The following is an 18785-nucleotide window of genomic DNA, read 5'->3' as shown; positions in this document are numbered from 1 at the left end:
ACCCTGACCCTGCCGACCCGCCGGACCTCCGGCGCCGCCGTCGGCCCGACGCACCCGGAGCCACCATGACCACGCTCACCGCACCCCGCCCCACCCACCGCCGTCCGCGGACGTCCGTCGTCCCGACGCCCCCGCGCGTCGTCCCGGACCGACCGGCCGCGCAGTCCGCCGCCGTCGCCCCGACGTCGCCCCGCCGCAACCCCGGCTTCGTGCTCTACGTCGGGGTCGACGCCGCACCGGGCGAGACGCCGGCCGCCGAGCTCGTCGAGCTGGCGGAGGCCCTCGGAGAGCTCGCCCGCGACTGGCTCCCGAGCGCCGAGACGTACACCGCCCTCGCGCTCGCCGAGCCCAGCCGCGGCCCCGTCGCCGGGGAGCGTGAGCCCGTCCAGGACATCGCCGCGTTCCGCGAGCGGCTCGCGACGCTGTCACCGGTGCCGCGCGTGGTCGTCGACCCCGTCGACCGCTCGGTGACCGTCGAGGGACGGCGCACGCGGCTCACGCACCGTGAGCTCGAGCTGCTCTCCTACCTCGCGCGGTCGTCGCACCGCGTCGTCACGCGGGCCGAGCTGCTCGACACGGTGTGGGCCGACCACGCCGTCGCGGCCGGCAGCCGCACCATCGACGTCCACGTCCGCCGTCTGCGGGAGAAGCTCGGCCTCGACCACGTCATCACGACCGTGCGCGGCCTGGGCTACCGTTTCGACCCGCGGACCTCCCTCGTCCTCGGCGGCTCGGGGGACGCCGCCTGAGGACCCGCGCGCTGCCGGGCCGCGGACGACGTGGGGGTACGTCGGGACCCGCCGGCCCGGCAGCGACCCCTGGGTCACGCTCCGGGCGCGACGCTGCTCGACGGGCAGGTGCCGGCCGACGGCGCTACGTTCGGGCCATGCGCACAGTCATCGCGGGAGGTCACGGCCAGATCGGTCGGCGCCTGGCCCGGACCCTGGTGGAGCGCGGCGACGACGTGGTGGCCTTCGTCCGCTCCGCCTCGCAGATCACCGACCTGACCGAGATCGGCGCGCACGTGGCCCTCGTCGACCTCGAGGCGGACGACGCCGTCGCCGTCTCGTTCGAGCTGGAGGGTGCGGACGCCGTCGTGTTCGCCGCCGGTGCCGGTCCGGGGAGCGGTGCCGCGCGCAAGGACACCGTCGACCGCGCGGGTGCCGTGCTGCTCGCCGACGCCGCGGAGCGCGCGGGCGTCGAGCGCTACGTGCTCCTCTCGTCGCGCGGCACGGAGGCGGCGCGCACCGACGAGCGTCCCGACGAGATCGACGACACCTTCTGGGCCTACCTCCAGGCCAAGGCCGCCGCGGAGGACGACCTGCGCACGCGCGACGGCCTGCGCTGGACCGTCGTGCGGCCCGGTCGCCTCACCGACGAGCCGGGTGTGGGGCTCGTCGCGCTCGCACCGGTCGAGGACGACGGAGGCCGCCCACGGGGCAAGCGGCGCAAGGCGGGTGCCGGCCGAGAGGAGGTCACGCGCGACGACGTCGCGCTGGTGATCGCCGCCGTGCTGCACGAGCCGCGCACGGCAGGCCTGGTGCTCGACCTCGTCGGGGGCGACCGCCCCGTCGAGGAGGCGCTGGCGGGCGTGCTCACCTGACGGACCTCCGACCCGCCGGTCACGCGCTCGCGTGGGTCAGCCCTTGCCCCGCCCGCTCTCGCCGCAGGGCGTCCCACGCTCCCAGAACAGATGGAGCAGGTCCCGGTCGGGCCTGATGCCGATGCTGCCGTTGCGCGCCGCGTACGTGAGCCCGCCGTAGGACACCGTGGCCGAGTGGGAGTACCACACGTCACGCTGCCACTCGGCGGCGCACTGCGGCGCCACGCTGAACGGCTCGACGGTCAGCCGCAGCGGGCTGCCCTGCGTGTGGACGACGTACGACGCGCCGGACCACGGCGCCTCGCCGAGCTCCACCGTGCGGACCTCGCGCGCCGCGAGGTCCCAGGACCCCTTGGCCTGACCCGTGACCCGGAACGTCATCGGCACGTTCGAGCCCGAGTTGTCGAGCACCGCCGACACCGCGCGGTAGGAGTGCCCGCGGCTCTCGTCGTAGTACGCGTCCCCGAGGACGAGCTCCGCCGTCGGCTCCGCGACCGCGCAGTCGACGGCGTCGACGTGCACCACGAGCGACTGCGTGAACGTGCGGCCCAGGAGGGTGCGGGAGAGGTCGAAGCTCACCTTGTCGGGCTTGACGGACAGCGCACCCGAGTCGACGTCCACGCTCGACGCCTGGCCGGGCGCCACGTCCCCGAGGTCGTGCGTGCCCCACGGTGTCGTGGCCACGACGTGCACGGTCTCGGCGGCGTCGTTGTGGAGGCTCGCCGTGAGCCAGACCGTGTCACCCGTGCACCGGGCGTTGACCGTCCCCGTCGCGGACCAGTCCGGCTCGTACGCCGCGCGGCCGTACCGCGCGGTGAGGCCCTTGTCCTCGAAGCCCTTGCCCTGCACCCAGCGGTACTGGCGGAACGACACCGCGCCCGGCCTCACGTCGAGCGACTGCGTGTCGATCGTGAACGTCGCGCTCTGTCCCGGCGCGATGCTCTGCACGGGCGCCGAGTCCCCGAACCGGCCGCCGAGCATGCGCGCGTCGATCGTCTCGGGAGAGTCGTTCGTCAGCGTCCCGACGATCTTGACCGATCCGTCCTGCCACCGGGTCTCGACGGTCGCCGTCGTCGCCCAGGTCGGCACGTACGTGAACGCGCCGTAGGACCTGGTGAGGTCGTACGTCCCCCCGGTCCCGTCCGTGCGCTCCGCGCGGAACGTCACCGACCCGGCCGGCAGGTCGCGCAGGCGCGTCCCGACGGTGAGGGTCGCGGAGGTGCCGGGCGCGACCTCGACGGGCCCGGCGCTGCCCAGCGCGCCCGCGTCCAGGACGACCCGCAGCGTCGCCGCGCGGTGGTCGTTGCGGAAGGTGCCCGTGAGCGCGGCCGACCCGGTCCCGGCGTCGACGACCCAGCCGGACGACACCGCGCCGTCGACGGACCACGCGAAGCAGTCGACGCCCGCGACGTCGTGCGTCGCGACCGGCGCACCGTCCGCCAGGACCACGAGGGTCGCCGGCTGCTGGCCCACCCCGCCGGGGAGCGCGACGTCGCGCACCTGGCCGGCCCCGACCGTCGCCGTGACGTCGTCACGGCCCTCGACCGAGAAGACGACCGGCAGCGTCGACCCCGCGTTGTCGTACCGCAGCGACACCGGCGCCGACGACGTGTCCGTCGCCGGGTCGAACACGCACTCGCCCACGCTCGGCGCCGCAGCCGCCGACGGCGCGTACCGCACCGCCGGGAACGACGCGGGCTCGTCGCGCGACCCATCGGACCCGTCGAGACGCGTGACCCGGAACGTCACCGCACCGGCCGCGACGTCGCGCGAGCCCGTGTCGACCGAGAACGACACCTCGGCGCCCGGCGCGACCTCCACCGGCTCCGTGGTCCCCAGCTCGCCCGCGTCCATGACCACGCGCAGCGGCGCCGCCGCGTGCTGGTTGCGGAACGTGCCGTCGACGACGACCGACCCGGACTCCGCCGACCACCGCGACGTCGCCGCGCCCTCGACCGACCACACGAAGCAGTCCACGGCCGGGACCGCGCGGTCGACCGGCCGACCGCCGTCGGTCCGCACCGCGTACGAGGCCGGAGCGGCACCGGCACGCGGCAGGTCGACGACGAGGGACTCCCCGGCGGGGACGGTCCGCGCGAGCTCGCCGTGCCCGACGACCGAGAAGGCCACGGGCAGCGTCGACGCGGCGTTGTCGTACCGCAGCGACGCCGACGCGGACGACGTGTCCGTCGCCGGGTCGAACACGCACCGGCCGACGGTGGGCTCGGGGACGGACGGCGCGATCCGGTGCGCGTCGAGGAGGATGGGCAGGAGGCGCTGGTAGCCCTGGGCGTCGCCGTCCGCGTCCGCGTGCCAGCGGTACTGCCGCAGGACCGCGTTCGCCCGCGAGGTCTCCCGCAGCCCCGTGTCCAGGACGAGGCCGCTCGTCCCGCCCTCGGCCCGGAGCCGGGCCGCCGAGGAGTCGGCGACGCCGTCCCACGAGCCGCCTCCGGGGGCGAGCAGACGGACGTCCATCGGGTCGCGGGTGTCGTTGACGACGTCCGCGGTGTACCGGACGACCCCGTCCACGTTCTCCGCCGTGACGCCGACGTCGGCCGCGGTGAGCCACGAGGGGTCCCAGCAGTCCAGGGCGCCGAACGTCCCGGCGTCGAGCCGGTGCTCGAACGTCTCGTCGGCGATCGTCGTCGAGAGCACCACGGCGGCGGACCCGGCGGGGAAGCGCACGCCGTCGTCGACGCGCAGCGCACCGGTCTCGCCGCGGGCCACGGGCGACGTCGCGCTCGACCCGGCGGCCTCCGCCCTCACCGTGAGGTCGTCGTAGGCCGTCGTGTTGGTGTAGTCCACGAGCACCGACGCGCGCTCCGGGTCGCCCGGCACGCCGCACCGCGGCACGACCGGTCCCGTGAGCCCGTCCTCGGCACCGGCCCAGGCCTCGGCGACCTCCAGCACGACCGTCGTCGACCCGTCGTGGGCGTCCGCCGCGTCGCCGCTCACGGTCACGGTGTGGCGCGCGCCGTCGACGTCGCCGGCGTCGGCGAGCAGGTCGACGGCGAACTTCGCCCGCTGCTTGGGCGCCAGCTCGGCCTCGGTCGAGCACGACACCACGGAACGGTCCCCGGGGAGGCACACCCAGCCGTCGGTGCGCTGCGCGCCGTCGTCCTCGGTCACGAGGACCACGCCGTCCGGGAGCGCGAACTCGACGGAGGGCTGGCGGGCGACCTTGTCGCCGGCGTTGCGCACCTCGAGCGTCATGTCGACGGTCCCGGGGTTCGTCAGGGTGAACGCCCGGCCCTCCGCGTACAGGGCGGCGACCCGCACCTCGGCACCGTAGTAGCCGACCGGGGTGGGCCGGAACGCCTTGCGGACGGGCTCGATCCCCTTCGCCCGCGCGACGCCGTGGAACAGGTACTCCCCGCCGGACTGCGCCGTCACCTGGACCACGAGGTCCTGGCTCGCGCCCGGCGAGAGCACGCCGACGGAGCACGTGACGACGCTGGTCCCGTCGGCCTGGGGCACGGCGCTGCCGCACGGCAGCGCGGCCGTCCGGATGGCGGGCGCGACGGCCGCGCCGCCCGGCACGAGCGACGACGTGCCCGTCGTGACCCCCTCCGGGAGGGTCAGCTCGACCAGCACCTCCTCGGCCGCCCGGCCGCCGGTGTTGGCCGCGATGACGGTGAGGTCGGCGGGCTGGCGCGCAGCGAGGCTGACCGTCCCGAGCTCCAGCTCGAGCGCGGGCGGAGCGGGCGGAGGTGGCGGCGGTTCGGTCGGCACGGTCGTGGGCTCCCCCGTGCCCGGCGTGGGCCCGACGGGCGACGCGCCCGGGTCGGTCGTGGTCGCGCCCGGGTCGGCGGGCGGGACGGCCGGGGCGCCGGGGACGGGTGCTGCGCCGCCCTCCGCCGTCTCTCCCGGCGGGGCCGCGGGGTCGGTGGTCGGGATGTTGGTCGGCGACGTCGGGTCCGTCGACGGGTCCGTGGGCGTCGTGGAGGGTTCGGTGGTCGCGGAGCCCGAGGGCTCCGGCGAGGCGCTGGGCGACGGGCTCGTCGCCGCCGTGGGCTCGGGGGTCGGGGCGTCGTCGGGGGTGAAGACGCCGAGGGCACCCGCGACACCGAGGCCCGCCACGGCGAGCACCCCGACGCCGACGGCCGCGGCCGCGAGAGGAGCCGAGGCGACGAGCGCGGAGGCCGCCGGCCGCTGCCGCCGCCCCCGCACCACCGGCTGCCGCGGTGGCTCCCGCGGCCGTGGCTCCCGCCGCCGCGACCCCGCCGCCCGCGGCGCCGCCGCCCACGACGACGCTCCCGGCCGCGCCGGTCCCTGCTGCGGCACCGCCGCCGCCGACGGCGCCGACCCCGCCGGTCGCCGCGCCTCCGGTGCCTGCTGCACCACCGGTGCCCGCGGCCCCGCCTGCGGCACCTCCGGACCCGGCCCCGCCCGAGCCGGCGGCACCGCCGGAGGCGCCCTGCCCCGCCCCGGACCCGGCCATAAGGAATAAAAAAGCTACAGGAAGTAGAGAATCAAAGAATCTTCAGAGGGATATGGATTAATTTTTTTTTTTCAAGCAGAAGACGGCATACGAGATAGGAGTCCGTCTCGTGGGCTCGGAATGTGTATAAGAGACAGGATCCCGAGGACCAGGGGTGCGATGACCGCCCGCATGCCGTGCGAGACGTCGCCGAGCTCGAGCACGAGCCCGCGGCACTCGCCGCAGCCGTCGAGGTGGCTCTCGACCCGCGCCGTCTCGCGCTTCGCGAGACCGCCGCGCACGTACGAGCCCAGCAGCGGGTTGACGCCCTGGCACTCCTCGGCCGGGACGGACGTCAGGTGCTGCTGGAGGTAGGCCTGGCGCAGGCCCTCGCGCGCCCGGTAGGCGAGCGCGGAGACACCGTTGGCGGTGAGCCCGAGGATCGGCGCGATCTCGGCGGGCGGGAGGTTCTCGACCTCCGTGTACCAGAGGACGGCGCGCCACCGCTCGGGCAGCTCGGAGTAGGCCCGCGCCACGATCGAGCGCTCGAAGCCCTCGAGCGTGGGGTCCTCCGTCGAGGCCATCGGTCCGAACGCGGACTCGAAGGTCCGCTCGTCGTCCGTGGGCTGCGTACGCCGGGCACCGTTGACGAGGTCGTAGGAGAGCCGCCGGACGACCGTGAAGAGGTACGCGCGGAAGGTGACGTCGGGTCCGCCGCCGTTCTGCAGGACCGAGAAGGTGCGGGCGAAGGCGTCCGAGACGACGTCGTCGGCGTCCACGCTGGAGCGCACGTACTGCCGGGCCACGGTGTGGGCCGCGGCGGCGTGCCTCTCGTACAGCGCGCCGTACGCCTCCGGGTCGCCTCCGCGCACGGCCGTGATGAGCTCGGCGTCGCTCAACGCCTCGCTGGACACCTGTGTTCGCGCCTCAGTCATGCCACCGCCTCGGACATCGTCCTGCTGCAGCAAGACGTACGACGGTGCTCATGGTAGACGCCCGTCCAGGTTCCGGGGAGAGGGTCCCGCACATCGACCTGCCGAGCGGTCGAACCGTCCTGCTTCGTCCCGTCTTTACCCGCTACCGCGGGTTCCTCTCACCCGCGGTAGCGGGTTCGCCGAAGATTCTCGTCGAACCCGCGTCATGACCGAGGCCCTGGCGCGTCTCATCTACATGGACCACATCCAGGGGTACGCCGCGCCTGCCCCCGAGCGCCTGCGGGAGACCTGGCGCGCGAGGAGCGCCGAGAGCGTCTGGCTGCGCCCCGGCGACTGGTACCACCCCGCCGTGGACGCGCTCGCCGAGGCCGTGATCGACCGCCAGGACGTCACGCCCGCCGCCGAGCGGCTGGGGCACGCGCGCGGCGAGGCCGGGGTCGGCATCGGCGAGGCGATCGACGACGTGGCGTGCCTGTACCGCTCGCACGACCGCGAGCCCGACCACGAGCTCCTGCGCGCCGTCGCGGTGGGGTGGGCCGAGGGGTACGCCGCGACCCCGGTCTCCCCCGAGGTCCTCGACCCCGAGTCCGGCCTCGCGACGCCCCAGTACCTGACCCACCGCCTCCGCGAGACCTACGGCGCCGCGCAGCGGTCGGGCGTGCCCGTCGGCGACACCCACGGCCTGCTCGTCGTGGACGTGGCCGTCGACGACCTGACGGGGTGGCAGCGCTTCGCCCGGTCGGCGGCGATGGGTCGTGCGCTGACGCAGACGTTCGGCGACGGCCATCCCATGGCGTCGCTCGGCAACGGGCTGTTCGTCGTCCTCGGCGAACGGCTGGTCGACGGCGAGGCGGTCCGGGCGGAGCTGCGCCGTCGCATCGAGCGCACCGGTCTGTCCCTCGGCGTGTCCGCGATCCTGCGGCGACCGCCGCGGCTCTGGACGGAGCCGCTGCCCGGGACCCACGCGGCCGCCGTCGCGCTCCTCGACACGCTGCAGCGCTGAGCGGCCCGCCCCGGGCGTGCGGCCGGTGCGGGCCGGGCACGACGACGCCCCGGTCCGAGCGGGTGAGCGCTCGTCCCGGGGCGTCAGGGGTGGGGCGTCCTCGCGGTCCGGCGGGCGGCAGGGCCGCCTCCGGCGAGGTCTGCCGCGCGTCAGCGCGGGGTGAAGGTGAGGCAGTCCGCCCGGTCCTCGCTGGACGGTCCCGCGCCGACGCGGATCGACGGCGCCGAGCACTCGAGCGACTCGTTGTGGACGCACTCCGTGCGCTGGCAGGCGCCCACGTGCGCGAGGACCTTCTCCAGGCCGCCCTTGGTGCCGAGCGGGATGAACGTCGCGCACTCGGCGTCTCCGACGTGGCCGGCGATGGTCACCGCGCCGGCGTGGCACCCGTGGTCGTGGTTGTACCCGCACCCGTCGATCGAACACTCGACGACCTGCGGCATCTCCATGAGGCTGCTCATCGTTGTCTCCTCGCTCCGAGGGCCCGGGGGGCCGGGCTTCCGTTCTCCACGGTATTCCCGGAATTCCCTCGTGTATAGCAAGCAAGGCCTGACTAACAATTGCTGCGCGTGCATTCAATTAGCGCACATCATTCTTTCGGAATGCGACGACAGGTCCCGCGCGCCGCGCCCTCCAGCGGGTTCAGCGGTCGTCGTGCGACCGGGCGGACGGCCGCCAGATGACGAGCGCGCGTGCCTCGGCCTGCTCGGCGAACGTCTCGCGCAGGGCGTCGTCGACCCCGCGGCGCACGCTGCGGCCGCGCGGGACCACGACGACGTCGCCGCTCGCCGCCGCGGCGAACACGCGTCCGCCCGGCTCGACGCGCGCCGAGAGGGCCTCGAGCCGCCGTTCGAGCCGCTCGACCTGCGACTCCAGCGCGAGGATGCGCTGGATCCCGGCGAGGTTGATGCCCTCGTCGTGGCTGAGCCGCTGCACCTCGAGCAGCTTCGCGACGTCGCGCAACGAGTACCGCCGCCCGCGCCCGGCGGCGCGGCGCGGCACGACGAGCCCGAGACGGTCGTACTGGCGCAGCGTCTGCGGGTGCATGCCCGCGAGGGCCGCAGCCTGGGAGATGACGAGGACGGGTGCGTCCCCGGGGACGTCCTGGGTCTCCACCGGGTGCGGCGCGTCGGCCGGACGCGGTGCGTCGGCCGGACGCCGCGCGGCCTGGTCCCGCCTCACGACGCCACCTCCGTCACTCCGCCGCCTGGCGCACCAGGTCGGCGCGCACGTCCTGGCCGTCGGTCTCGGCCGCGAACGCCTCGACCGCGGCGCGCGCCGCCTTCGACAGCTTCTGCGGGACGACCACCTGGACGGTCACCAGCAGGTCGCCCGTGCCCTTCGTCGTCCGGACGCCGCGGCCCTTGACGCGCAGCGTCCGGCCCGACGGCGTGCCCGCGGGCACCTTGACCTTGACCGTGGACCCGTCGAGCGTCGGGACCGAGATCGTCGAGCCCAGAGCCGCCTCGGCGAACGTCACGGGGACGCTCACGCGCAGGTTGGTCCCGTCGAGCGCGAACACGGGGTGCGGCGTGACGTGGACGGTGACGACGAGGTCACCGGCGGGCCCGCCCCCGCCGCCCGGGCGGCCCTTGCCGCGCAGGCGGATCTTCTGGCCGTCCCGCACGCCCGGCGGGATGCGCGTCGTGACCTGGCGGCCGTCGACGGTGAACGTGACGGTCGAGCCCTCCACCGCCTGGCGGAAGGGCAGCGTCGTGGTCGCGGCGACGTCGGCGCCGGCCTGCGGCCCGCCGAATCCCTGGCCGGTGAACCGGGGACCGCCGGCACCGGCACCGGCACCGAACATCGAGCCGAGGATGTCCTCGAACCCCGCCCCGCCCTGGCCGCCGGTCGAGTACCGCACGCGCGCCCCGCCCGGGGCGCCGCCACCGCCGAACATGCCGCCGAACAGGTCCTCGAAGCCCGCGCCGCCGGCACCGCCCGGGCCCGCGGAGAACCGGGCGCCGCCGCCCGCCATCGCGCGGATCGCGTCGTACTGCTCGCGCTCCTTGGGGTCCGACAGCACGGCGTACGCCTCGCCGATCTCCTTGAACTTCGCCTCCGCGGCGTCGTCGCCCGGGTTCTGGTCGGGGTGGTACTGGCGGGCGAGCTTGCGGTACGCCTTCTTGATCGCGGCGTCGTCGGCGTCCTTGGGGACGCCGAGCGCGGCGTAGAAGTCCTTCTCCATCCAGTCCTGTCCGGTCATGGCGCCTCCCTCCCGGTGGTGGTTCGTGCGGTCGTGGTCCTGTCCTTCGTACGGTGCTGCGGTGTGCTTCCGGTCGTGATCGTGCCGTGCCCGACGACGGGGCGCACCTTCGCGCGGAAGGTGCGCCGCGCCGTCGGGCACGAGGGTTGCGCTACTCCGGTCCGACGACGGAGACGCGCGCGGCGCGCACGACGCGCTCGCCGATCCGGTAGCCCGGCTCGATCACGAGGTTGATCGTGGTCGCCGTGGCCTCGGGCTCGGTCTGGTGCATGAGCGCCTCGTGGACGGTCGGGTCGAACTCCTCGCCGACCGTCCCGTACCGCTGGACCCCGAACCGCTCGAGGCTCGCGTCGAGCTTGTCCGCGATCGCGGCGAACGGGCCCGTGAGCTCGCCGTGCTGGCGGGCGCGGTCCACGTCGTCGAGCACGGGCAGGAGCGCGGTGAGCACGTCCTCCACGCCCTTGGCGCGCGCGGCCTCCTGGTCGCGCAGCGCCCGGTTGCGGTAGTTCGTGAAGCTCGCGCGCTCGCGCTGGAGCGACTCCAGGTGCTGAGCCGCCTCCGCCTTCGCGGCGAGGACGGCCGCGTCGACCTCGGCCTCTCCCGAGGGCTCGAAGTCGAGCCCCTCGAGCGGGTCCGGCCCTGCCTCGTCGCCTGCGGCGACACCCGCGTCGGCCGCCGGCCCTGCCCCGGCCGCGCTCTCGCGCGGCCGGGCGGTCTCCGGGTCGACCTTGCGCTTGTCGGTGAACTGGAACGGCTTGTCCTCGGGGCCCTGACCGGTCTCGCCGGCCTGCTCCTCGGGGCCCCGTGCGTCGTCCGACGTCACTTCTTGTCGTCCTCGTCGTCCACGATCTCGGCGTCGACGACGTCCTCGTCAGGCGCCGAGCCGGCACCCGCCGCGGCGGTCGCGTCGTCCTGCGCCGCCCCCGGGTTGCCTGCCGCCTGCTCCTGCTCGGCCGACGCGTACAGCGCCTGGCCGATCTTCTGCGAGGACGTGACGAGCTTCTCGTGCGCCGTCTTCACGGCGGCGGCGTCCTCGCCCTCGAGCGCGGACTTCACCGACGCGATGTCGGCCTCGACCTCGGTGACGACGTCGGCCGGGAGCTTCTCCTTGTTCTCGGAGACGAGCTTCTCGGTCGAGTACACGAACGCCTCGGCCTGGTTGCGGGTCTCCGCCTCCTCGCGACGCTTCTTGTCCTCGGCCGCGTGCTCCTCGGCCTCCTTGACCATGCGGTCGATGTCCTCCTTGGGCAGCGCCGAGCCGCCCGTGATGGTCATCTTCTGCTCCTTGCCGGTGCCGCGGTCCTTGGCGCCGACGTGGACGATGCCGTTCGCGTCGATGTCGAAGGTGACCTCGATCTGCGGCACGCCGCGCGGGGCCGGCGCGATGCCGGTGAGCTCGAACGTGCCGAGCGGCTTGTTGTCGCGCGCGAACTCGCGCTCGCCCTGGAAGACCTGGATGAGCACCGACGGCTGGTTGTCCTCGGCCGTCGAGAAGATCTCGCTGCGCTTGGTCGGGATGGCCGTGTTGCGCTCGATGAGCTTGGTCATCACGCCGCCCTTGGTCTCGATGCCGAGGGACAGCGGGGTCACGTCGATGAGCAGGACGTCCTTGCGGTCGCCCGAGATGACGCCGGCCTGCAGCGCGGCGCCGACGGCCACGACCTCGTCCGGGTTGACGCCCTTGTTGGGCTCCTTGCCGCCGGTGAGCTCGCGCACGACGTCGGTCACGGCCGGCATACGGGTGGAGCCACCCACGAGCACGACGTGGTCGATGTCGGAGACCGAGACGCCCGCGTCGGAGATGACCTTGTGGAACGGGGCCTTGGTCCGGTCGAGCAGGTCCTGCGTCATCTGCTGGAACTGCGCGCGCGTGAGCTTCTCGTCCAGGTGGATGGGGCCGTTCTCGCTCATCGAGAGGTACTGCATCGAGACGTTGGTGCTCGTCGCGGACGACAGCTCCTTCTTCGCCTGCTCGGCGGCCTCACGCAGACGCTGCAGGGCGATCTTGTCCTTGGACAGGTCGACGCCCGAGCTGTTCTTCACCTGCTTGATGAGGTGCTCGACGATGCGCTGGTCCCAGTCGTCGCCGCCGAGGCGGTTGTCGCCCGACGTCGCGCGGACCTGGATCGTGGAGAAGTCGTCCTCGTCCTTGCCGACCTCGAGGAGGGACACGTCGAACGTGCCGCCACCCAGGTCGAAGACGAGGATGAGCTCGTCCTCCTTGCCCTTCTCCAGGCCGTACGCGAGCGCGGCCGCGGTGGGCTCGTTGACGATGCGGGTCACGTTGAGGCCCGCGATCTGGCCGGCGTCCTTGGTCGCCTGGCGCTCGGCGTCGTTGAAGTACGCGGGGACCGTGACGACCGCGTCGGTGACGGGCTCGCCCAGGTACTCCTCCGCGTCCCGCTTGAGCTTGCCGAGGATGCGCGCGGAGATCTCCTGCGCGGTGTACTTCTTGTCGTCGATCTCGACGTTCCAGTCGGTGCCCATGTGGCGCTTCACCGAGCTGATGGTGCGGTCGACGTTCGTGACCGCCTGGCGCTTGGCGACCTCGCCGACGAGGACCTCGCCGGTCTTGGAGAACGCGACGACCGACGGCGTCGTGCGCGAGCCCTCGGCGTTCGCGATGACGGTGGGCTCACCGCCCTCCAGGACGGCGACGACCGAGTTGGTGGTGCCGAGGTCGATCCCGACTGCTCGTGCCATGTGTGCTGCCTCCGTTGTGCTCTGGTCGCCTCGGTCCCCCGGCGCGCGACGGCGCACCGTGGCCCGGGCGAACCGGGTTGAGTCTGCTTCACTCAAGGTAGGCACCTGGTGGCGGGTCTCGCAAGTCCACCCGGCCGTACTTGAGTCCACCTGGCTCAACCTTGGTCGCGAGCCGTTCATTCCCGGCGGCGCCGGCTCGCCCCGTCGGCGGGACGCGAGGGCCGGGCACGGCGACGTCCGCACCCCAGCGCGCCCGACGGAGCCGGGTTCCCCTAGCGGACCGCTGCGCGCGACCGCGTGCGCTGGCGCTCACGGTGCAGCGCGTAGACCTCTCGCCAGTCCGTGGCGAGAGCCATGCCGCGGCGGCGGGCCTCGTCGACCGACAGCTCCACGGGGAAGCCCCACGTGTCCGCGAGCACGAACAGGTCCTCGCCGGTGACGGTCGCGCCCTGGAGCTTGTCGAGCTCTCGTAGCCCCCGGTGCACGGTGCGACGGAAGCGTGCCTCCTCGTCGTGGAGGACCGCGCTCAGCTCCTCGCGCTGCTCGACCAGGCCCGCGTAGCTCTCGCCGTACGTCTCGGCCACGACGGCGACGAGGTCGTCGGCGAACCTCTCCTCCAGGCCGAGATGGAGAGCGTGCACCACGGCCCGACGGACGAGCCGCCGCAGGACGTACCCGTGGGTCTTGTTGCTCGGGCGCACCCCGTCGGCGGCGAGGAACGTCGCGGCACGGACGTGGTCCGCGATCACGCGGAACGGACGCGGGTCCTCCGCGTACGTGCGACCGCTGAGCTCCTCGAGACGGTCGACGAGGGGGCGCAGGAGGCTCACGTCGAACACGTCGGGGGTCCCCGCGGCGGCCGCGGCGATGCGCTCGAGCCCGCCCCCGAAGTCGATGCTCGGCTCGTCGAGCGCGACGAAGCCCTCGCTGGTGCGGCGGTAGCGCATGAACACCTGGTTGCCGATCTCGACGAACCGTCCGCCCTCGCTCGCGGGGTGGGGCTCGCCGACCGACGGGTCGTGGTGCTCGTGCCCGAGGTCGTAGAACACCTCCGAGTCCGGTCCGCAGGGGTCGCCCACCGGCGTGCCCTCCAGGCCGCCTCCGCGGCTCCACCAGTTCTCCTCGGCGTCGTAGAGGAAGACCCGACCGCCGCGCATCCCCTCACGGTCGCCGTCCGCACGGGAGCCCACGTCCACGAGCGGTGCCGCGACGCCGTGCTCGGTGAAGACCGTGACCCAGGCCCGAGCCGCCGCGTCGTCACGCGGGATCCCGTGCTCGGGCGACCCGCGGAAGCACGTCACGTACAGGCGCCCGAGGTCGACACCGACCGTCGTGAGGAACTCGGCGAACCACCGGACCTGCTGCTCCACGTCGGCGGTTCCCAGGCTCCAGTTCCCCAGCATCTCGAAGAAGGTCGTGTGCCGTCGGTCCCCGACCTCGTCGATGTCCTGCGCCCGCACGCACGGCTGCGAGTCGACCAGGAGCGGCCCGGCACCGTGCTCCCGCACGCCCAGCAGGTAGGGCATCAACGGCTGCATCCCCGCACCCGTGAACAACGTCGTCGGGTCCTCGCGCAGCACCAGGGGCGCTCGCTCGATCAGGGCGTGCCCTCGCGCGACGAAGAACTCGAGGTAGGCCGAGCGGATCTCCTGGGCGTCCATCTCGTCGACCCTAGGGACCGCGCGGGCGGACCTCCAGGGCAATCCCTGCGGTCGGCGACGCTCCTCACGACGAGGTCGCGACGTCGGAGGGCCGGCTCGCTCAGATCAGCTCGACGCTGTCGGCCTGCGGCCCCCGGTCGCTCTGACGCACCTTGTACCGGACCCGGTCGCCCTCCTCCAGGACCTCGGCGCCCCGCACGACCGACACGTGCACGAACAGGTCCGCGCCCCCGGCGTCGGGCGTGATGAAGCCGAAACCGCGGTCCGCGTCGTAGCGCGCGACGATGCCCTGCCCTCCGCGCACGGGCGCGCCGGATCCCGACGGACGGTTCGACCGTCCGCGGTCACCGGCCCCGCGCGCGCTCCCGGAGCCGCGCACGAGCTGCACGTTGCGGGCGTTCGGTCCCTTGTCGCCGGCGACGACGTCATACGTCACGCGCGCACCCTCGGAGAGCTCGGTCAGCCCGTGACCGAGCGCGCTGACGTGGACGAAGACGTCGTCGCCACCCCCGTCGGGAGCGACGAACCCGAAGCCCTTGGTGTCGTCGTACCAGGACACCGTGCCGTCCGCGCCGTCGGAGGGCACGTCCGGCCGGGCGGCCTGGGCCGCGAGCGGCAGCAGGTGGTCCGCCTGCGGCCCCTTCTCCCCGTCCACGACGAGGAACGCCACCCGCTGCCCCTCCGAGACGACCCCGCCCCCGACGATGGCCGAGCTGTGCACGAAGATCTCGCCGCGGCCGTCGTCGGGCGTGACGAAGCCGTAGCCCTTGGCCGGCTCGTACCAGGCGACGGTGCCGAGCACGCCCACGGCCGCGTCGGCGGCCCGGTCGCCCGTGACACGGACGCGGCGCGCCTGCGGGCCACGGTCGCCCTCGCCCATCTCGAACTCGACGACCTGCCCCTCGCGGAGGACCTTCGGACCGTCGTCACCGACGATCTCGGACGCGTGCACGAACAGGTCCTCGGCCTCGTTCCCGAGGTCGATGAAACCGAACCCTCGGTCGGCGTCGAACCATCGGACAGTTCCCTGGGGCACCGCGCGTACTCCTTGTCTCGGCAGAGGTTGCTGTCATCCAGTGTCCCCGACGGAACCGCGGACGGGGGAGTCCGGCCGCCGCCGGCGTCGCACCGGGCCCGTGCGCGGCACGTGCACCCGTCGCACGCGAGGCCGCCCACGGCGCGCGTGCGCGATGATCTGAGCCACGACGAGGACCCGAGAGCGAGGCACCTCCCATGACGACGAGCACCGACCACGACGCGTACATCGCCGCGGCGCCCGAGCAGTTCCGGCCCGCGCTGGCACACCTGCGGTCGCTCCTGTCCCGCACCCTGCCGGAGGCGGACGAGATCGTGGCCTACGGCATGCCGGGGTTCAGCGTCGGCGGCTCGGTCGTCGCGAGCTACGCGGCGTTCAGCAAGCAGTGCGGCCTCTACCTGCTCCCCGGCGCCCTCGCCGACCACGCGGAGGAGATCGCCGACGCCGGGCTCAGGGCTACCAAGACCGGCATCACCTTCTCGCCGCGCCGACCGGTCCCGGACGACCTCGTCGAACGGCTGGTCCGGGCGTCGCGCGAGGAGGCGCTGGCCTGACGGCTCGGCGACGGCAGCCCCAGGCGACTCAGCCCTGGGCGACGACGAGCTCCGTCCCGGCGGGCGAGCGGTCCGCCAGCGCGACGCTCCGGATCGTGGGGTCGTCGTAGGTGTTCCAGTAGTAGGTCTGCGTCCGGGACGAGAAGAGCCCGGTGTAGATGGTCATCTCGAACTCGCCCGAGCCCATCGCGGCGCAGCCGTCCACCATCGCGACCTGCTGGAGCGTGTGGAACGCGCGGCTGACGTTCTCCTCCTCGCTCACCTTGGTCGGGTAGTGGTCGTTGACGTACGCCGCACGGACGAACCTCGACGGCGAGTAGTAGTCGCCCGGGATGCCCCGCATGTGCGAGCCCGAGCCGAACGGCGCGAGCCGTGCCCTGCCGAGCTCGACCTCCTCGGGGAACTCCGGCGAGGTGTTGAGGTAGTTGCGCAGGTTCTCGTGGTGCCACGCGAACCCGGGCTGGTTCGCCAGGACGTCGACGTCGTCGTCGAACACGTGCATGCCGTCGCTCGTGTGCTCCACCACGACGGCACGTCTGGCGTCGCCGATGATCCAGTGGAGCAAGGAGCTCGGGTACCTGTCGTTGATCGGCCTGTCGACGATCACCACGTCCGCCAGCGCGGCCTCGACCTCGTCGACGCTCGCGAACTGCGAGCACACCCACAGCGGGAACTCGAACGCGGCGACGTTGGTCGCGCCCTCGACGGGTCCCGGCGCGTAGTCCGCGTACCCGGGGAAGTTGAGCCCGGCCACGGCCAGCCCCGCGTCGTTCCCGCAGTCGAAGTAGAGCGGCGTGTCGTCCTCCACGATGCCCATGCCGATGGTCGCGTGCCGGATGGAGGGGACCGCCCCGAACGGCGACCGGGGCGCGTACCCCGTGGGCGTGACCACCACCTGCTGGCCGTAGCCGCTCGTCCAGTCGAGGTTCCGTGCGAGATAGAGGTTGTCGTGGCCGTCCGAGAACCTGATGCCCGTGCACATGGCGTCCCCCTGTCGGTCGGCCCGGCGGGGCCGGGCGCCGCGCCGGTCCCTGTCCCAGGATGCATCCGGGAATGGTCTCGAGCACCTGGGACAGGATTCCGCAGGTCAGCGGCGGCCGTAGTCGTCGTCGGTCACGTGCTCCAGCCACGTGACGACCTGGCCCTCGTCGTCAGCCTCCTGCATCGCGACGTGAGCCATGAACCGGTCCGCCGTCGCGCCGTGCCAGTGCTCCTCACCGGGCTCGACGTAGACGACGTCGCCGGGCCGGATCTCCTGGACCTCACCACCGCGGGTCGCGACATACCCGATTCCGTCGGTGACGTACAGCGTCTGCCCCCGGGGATGGCGGTGCCAGGCCGTGCGAGCACCCGGGGCGAACCGCACGTGGGCGCACCCCACGGAGGACTGCTCGTCGGGGTCACGGACGGCGTCGACGTACACCGTCCCGGTGAACCAGTCCCCGGGGCCCGGGGCCGTGCGGCCACCGCTGCGCGTCAGCTTCATGAGGGTCGTGTCCTCTCGTGGGGAGTTCTGCCGCTCGGTCAGGCGGCCGGGCGGCCCATCAGTGGGTCGAGGGTCAGAGGGTCAGGAGCACCTTCGTGGCGCGGCGCTCGTCCATGGCCCGGTAGCCCTCGGCCGCCTGCTCGAGCGGCAGGGTGAGGTCGAAGACCTTGCCCGGGTCGATCGTCCGGTCCCAGACGAGCCGGATCAGCTCGGGCAGGAAGCGACGCACCGGGGCGGGGCCACCGAGGATCTGCACCTGGGAGAAGAACAGCAGTTCGCCGGGGAGCTCGACATCGTGGGTCACGCCGACGAAGCCGACGTTCCCGCCGGGACGCGTCGCGCCGACGGCCTGGACCATCGACTCCTGCGTGCCGACCGCCTCGATCACCGAGTGGGCGCCGAGCCCCCCGGTGAGCTCCTTGATCCGTGCGACGCCCGCATCGCCACGCTCCTCCACGATGTCGGTCGCCCCGAAGTGGCGTGCGAGGTCCTGGCGGTCGGTGTGCCGCGACATCGCGATGATGCGCTCCGCGCCGAGCTGCTTGGCGGCGAGCACGCCCATCAGACCGACGGCGCCGTCCCCCACCACGGCGACGGTCTTGCCCGGCCCCGCCTGCGCGGCGACGGCGGCGAACCAGCCGGTACCCAGCACGTCGGACGCCGCCAGCAGGTGGGGGACGAGGTCCGCGTCGGGCTGCCCCGGGGTGGCGACGAGGGTGCCGTCGGCGAACGGGATGCGCGCCTTCTCCGCCTGCGTGCCGATGGCGCCGTCGACGAAGACACGATGCACGCAGCTGGACGGGAAGCCGGAGCGGCAGATCTCGCAGGTCCCGTCGGAGATGACGAACGAGCCCACGACGAAGTCGCCGGGCGCGACGGTCACGACCTCGGCACCGACCTCCTCCACGACGCCGACGTACTCGTGGCCCATCTTCGCGTGGTCCACCTGGTCGGCCCCGCGGTAGGGCCACAGGTCGGACCCGCAGATGCAGGTCGCGGCCAGACGGATGATCGCGTCGGTCGGGTCGACGATCGTCGGGTCGTCGCGGTCCTCGACCCGGACGTCGCCGGGGCCGTGCATGATCACGCCACGCATGAGGTTCTCCTTCACTCTCGGGTAGCTCGAGCCTGCACGCGATCCCGCCCCCGTGGGAGTTCCTGTGGTGGGGTGTACCACCAGT

General features: G+C 73.5%; 16 protein-coding genes. 4 read left to right on the top strand and 12 right to left on the bottom strand.

Features of this window, described 5'->3' with window-relative positions; translation table 11 throughout:
* The first annotated feature begins 65 nt into the window (after window positions 1-65).
* Together ACWPWV_RS09790 and ACWPWV_RS09785 are read left to right on the top strand one after the other, a co-directional pair.
* Window positions 66-749 (top strand): winged helix-turn-helix domain-containing protein, encoded by a 684-nt coding sequence (locus ACWPWV_RS09790; RefSeq protein WP_454042733.1) that lies wholly within the window; start codon window positions 66-68, stop codon window positions 747-749.
* Between the two features lie 137 nt (window positions 750-886).
* A complete protein-coding gene (locus ACWPWV_RS09785) occupies window positions 887-1603 on the top strand; it encodes an NAD(P)H-binding protein (protein WP_454042732.1) in 717 nt (238 codons plus the stop codon).
* Between the two features lie 36 nt (window positions 1604-1639).
* Here the strand turns inward: ACWPWV_RS09785 and ACWPWV_RS09780 are convergent, their stop codons facing one another.
* On the bottom strand, window positions 1640-5683 hold the full coding sequence (locus ACWPWV_RS09780; RefSeq protein ID WP_454042731.1) for a hypothetical protein: 4044 nt from the start codon (window positions 5681-5683) through the stop codon (window positions 1640-1642).
* 432 nt (window positions 5684-6115) lie between these two features.
* Window positions 6116-6958 (bottom strand): sigma-70 family RNA polymerase sigma factor, encoded by an 843-nt coding sequence (locus ACWPWV_RS09775; RefSeq protein WP_454042730.1) that lies wholly within the window; start codon window positions 6956-6958, stop codon window positions 6116-6118.
* Between the two features lie 205 nt (window positions 6959-7163).
* Here ACWPWV_RS09775 and ACWPWV_RS09770 point away from each other — a divergent pair, with 205 nt between their 5' ends.
* The gene (locus ACWPWV_RS09770) at window positions 7164-7961 is read left to right on the top strand and encodes a hypothetical protein (protein WP_454042729.1); all 798 of its coding nucleotides are present in this window, start codon (window positions 7164-7166) and stop codon (window positions 7959-7961) included.
* A gap of 149 nt (window positions 7962-8110) precedes the next feature.
* Here the strand turns inward: ACWPWV_RS09770 and ACWPWV_RS09765 are convergent, their stop codons facing one another.
* The 7 genes from ACWPWV_RS09765 to ACWPWV_RS09735 all read right to left on the bottom strand — a co-directional run bounded on the left by ACWPWV_RS09765 (window position 8111) and on the right by ACWPWV_RS09735 (window position 15564).
* The gene (locus ACWPWV_RS09765; protein WP_454042728.1) at window positions 8111-8419 is read right to left on the bottom strand and encodes a DUF1540 domain-containing protein; all 309 of its coding nucleotides are present in this window, start codon (window positions 8417-8419) and stop codon (window positions 8111-8113) included.
* A gap of 181 nt (window positions 8420-8600) precedes the next feature.
* A complete protein-coding gene (locus ACWPWV_RS09760; protein WP_454042845.1) occupies window positions 8601-9005 on the bottom strand; it encodes a heat shock protein transcriptional repressor HspR in 405 nt (134 codons plus the stop codon).
* Window positions 9006-9153: 148 nt separating this feature from the next.
* Window positions 9154-10164 carry a DnaJ C-terminal domain-containing protein gene (locus ACWPWV_RS09755; RefSeq protein ID WP_454042727.1) on the bottom strand — a complete coding sequence of 337 codons (1011 nt, stop codon included), beginning with the start codon at window positions 10162-10164 and terminating at the stop codon, window positions 9154-9156.
* Between the two features lie 151 nt (window positions 10165-10315).
* Window positions 10316-10987: a nucleotide exchange factor GrpE gene (gene grpE / locus ACWPWV_RS09750; RefSeq protein WP_454042726.1), complete on the bottom strand. Its 672-nt coding sequence runs from the start codon at window positions 10985-10987 to the stop codon at window positions 10316-10318.
* On the bottom strand, window positions 10984-12867 hold the full coding sequence (gene dnaK, locus ACWPWV_RS09745) for a molecular chaperone DnaK (RefSeq protein ID WP_454042725.1): 1884 nt from the start codon (window positions 12865-12867) through the stop codon (window positions 10984-10986). Before dnaK ends, grpE begins: the two co-directional genes overlap by 4 nt.
* 272 nt (window positions 12868-13139) lie before the next feature.
* Window positions 13140-14528, bottom strand: coding sequence for an alanine--tRNA ligase-related protein (locus ACWPWV_RS09740; RefSeq protein WP_454042724.1), 1389 nt, complete (start codon window positions 14526-14528; stop codon window positions 13140-13142).
* A gap of 100 nt (window positions 14529-14628) precedes the next feature.
* Window positions 14629-15564 (bottom strand): cold-shock protein, encoded by a 936-nt coding sequence (locus tag ACWPWV_RS09735; RefSeq protein WP_454042723.1) that lies wholly within the window; start codon window positions 15562-15564, stop codon window positions 14629-14631.
* A 197-nt stretch (window positions 15565-15761) separates the two neighbouring features.
* On the opposite strand from ACWPWV_RS09735, the gene ACWPWV_RS09730 reads away from it, so the two are divergent.
* On the top strand, window positions 15762-16118 hold the full coding sequence (locus ACWPWV_RS09730; RefSeq protein ID WP_454042722.1) for an iron chaperone: 357 nt from the start codon (window positions 15762-15764) through the stop codon (window positions 16116-16118).
* 28 nt (window positions 16119-16146) lie between these two features.
* On the opposite strand, the gene bsh is transcribed toward ACWPWV_RS09730, so the two are convergent.
* The 3 genes from bsh to ACWPWV_RS09715 all read right to left on the bottom strand — a co-directional run bounded on the left by bsh (window position 16147) and on the right by ACWPWV_RS09715 (window position 18700).
* Window positions 16147-17100 (bottom strand): choloylglycine hydrolase, encoded by a 954-nt coding sequence (gene bsh, locus ACWPWV_RS09725; RefSeq protein ID WP_454042721.1) that lies wholly within the window; start codon window positions 17098-17100, stop codon window positions 16147-16149.
* A 105-nt stretch (window positions 17101-17205) separates the two neighbouring features.
* On the bottom strand, window positions 17206-17604 hold the full coding sequence (locus ACWPWV_RS09720) for a (R)-mandelonitrile lyase (protein WP_454042720.1): 399 nt from the start codon (window positions 17602-17604) through the stop codon (window positions 17206-17208).
* A gap of 73 nt (window positions 17605-17677) precedes the next feature.
* Entirely contained in the window at window positions 17678-18700 is a 1023-nt protein-coding gene (locus ACWPWV_RS09715; protein WP_454042719.1) for a zinc-dependent alcohol dehydrogenase family protein, read from the bottom strand.
* Window positions 18701-18785 lie beyond the last annotated feature (85 nt).

The organism is Cellulosimicrobium sp. Marseille-Q8652, assembly GCF_965112045.1.
This window is presented reverse-complemented; position numbering and strand designations above follow the sequence as displayed.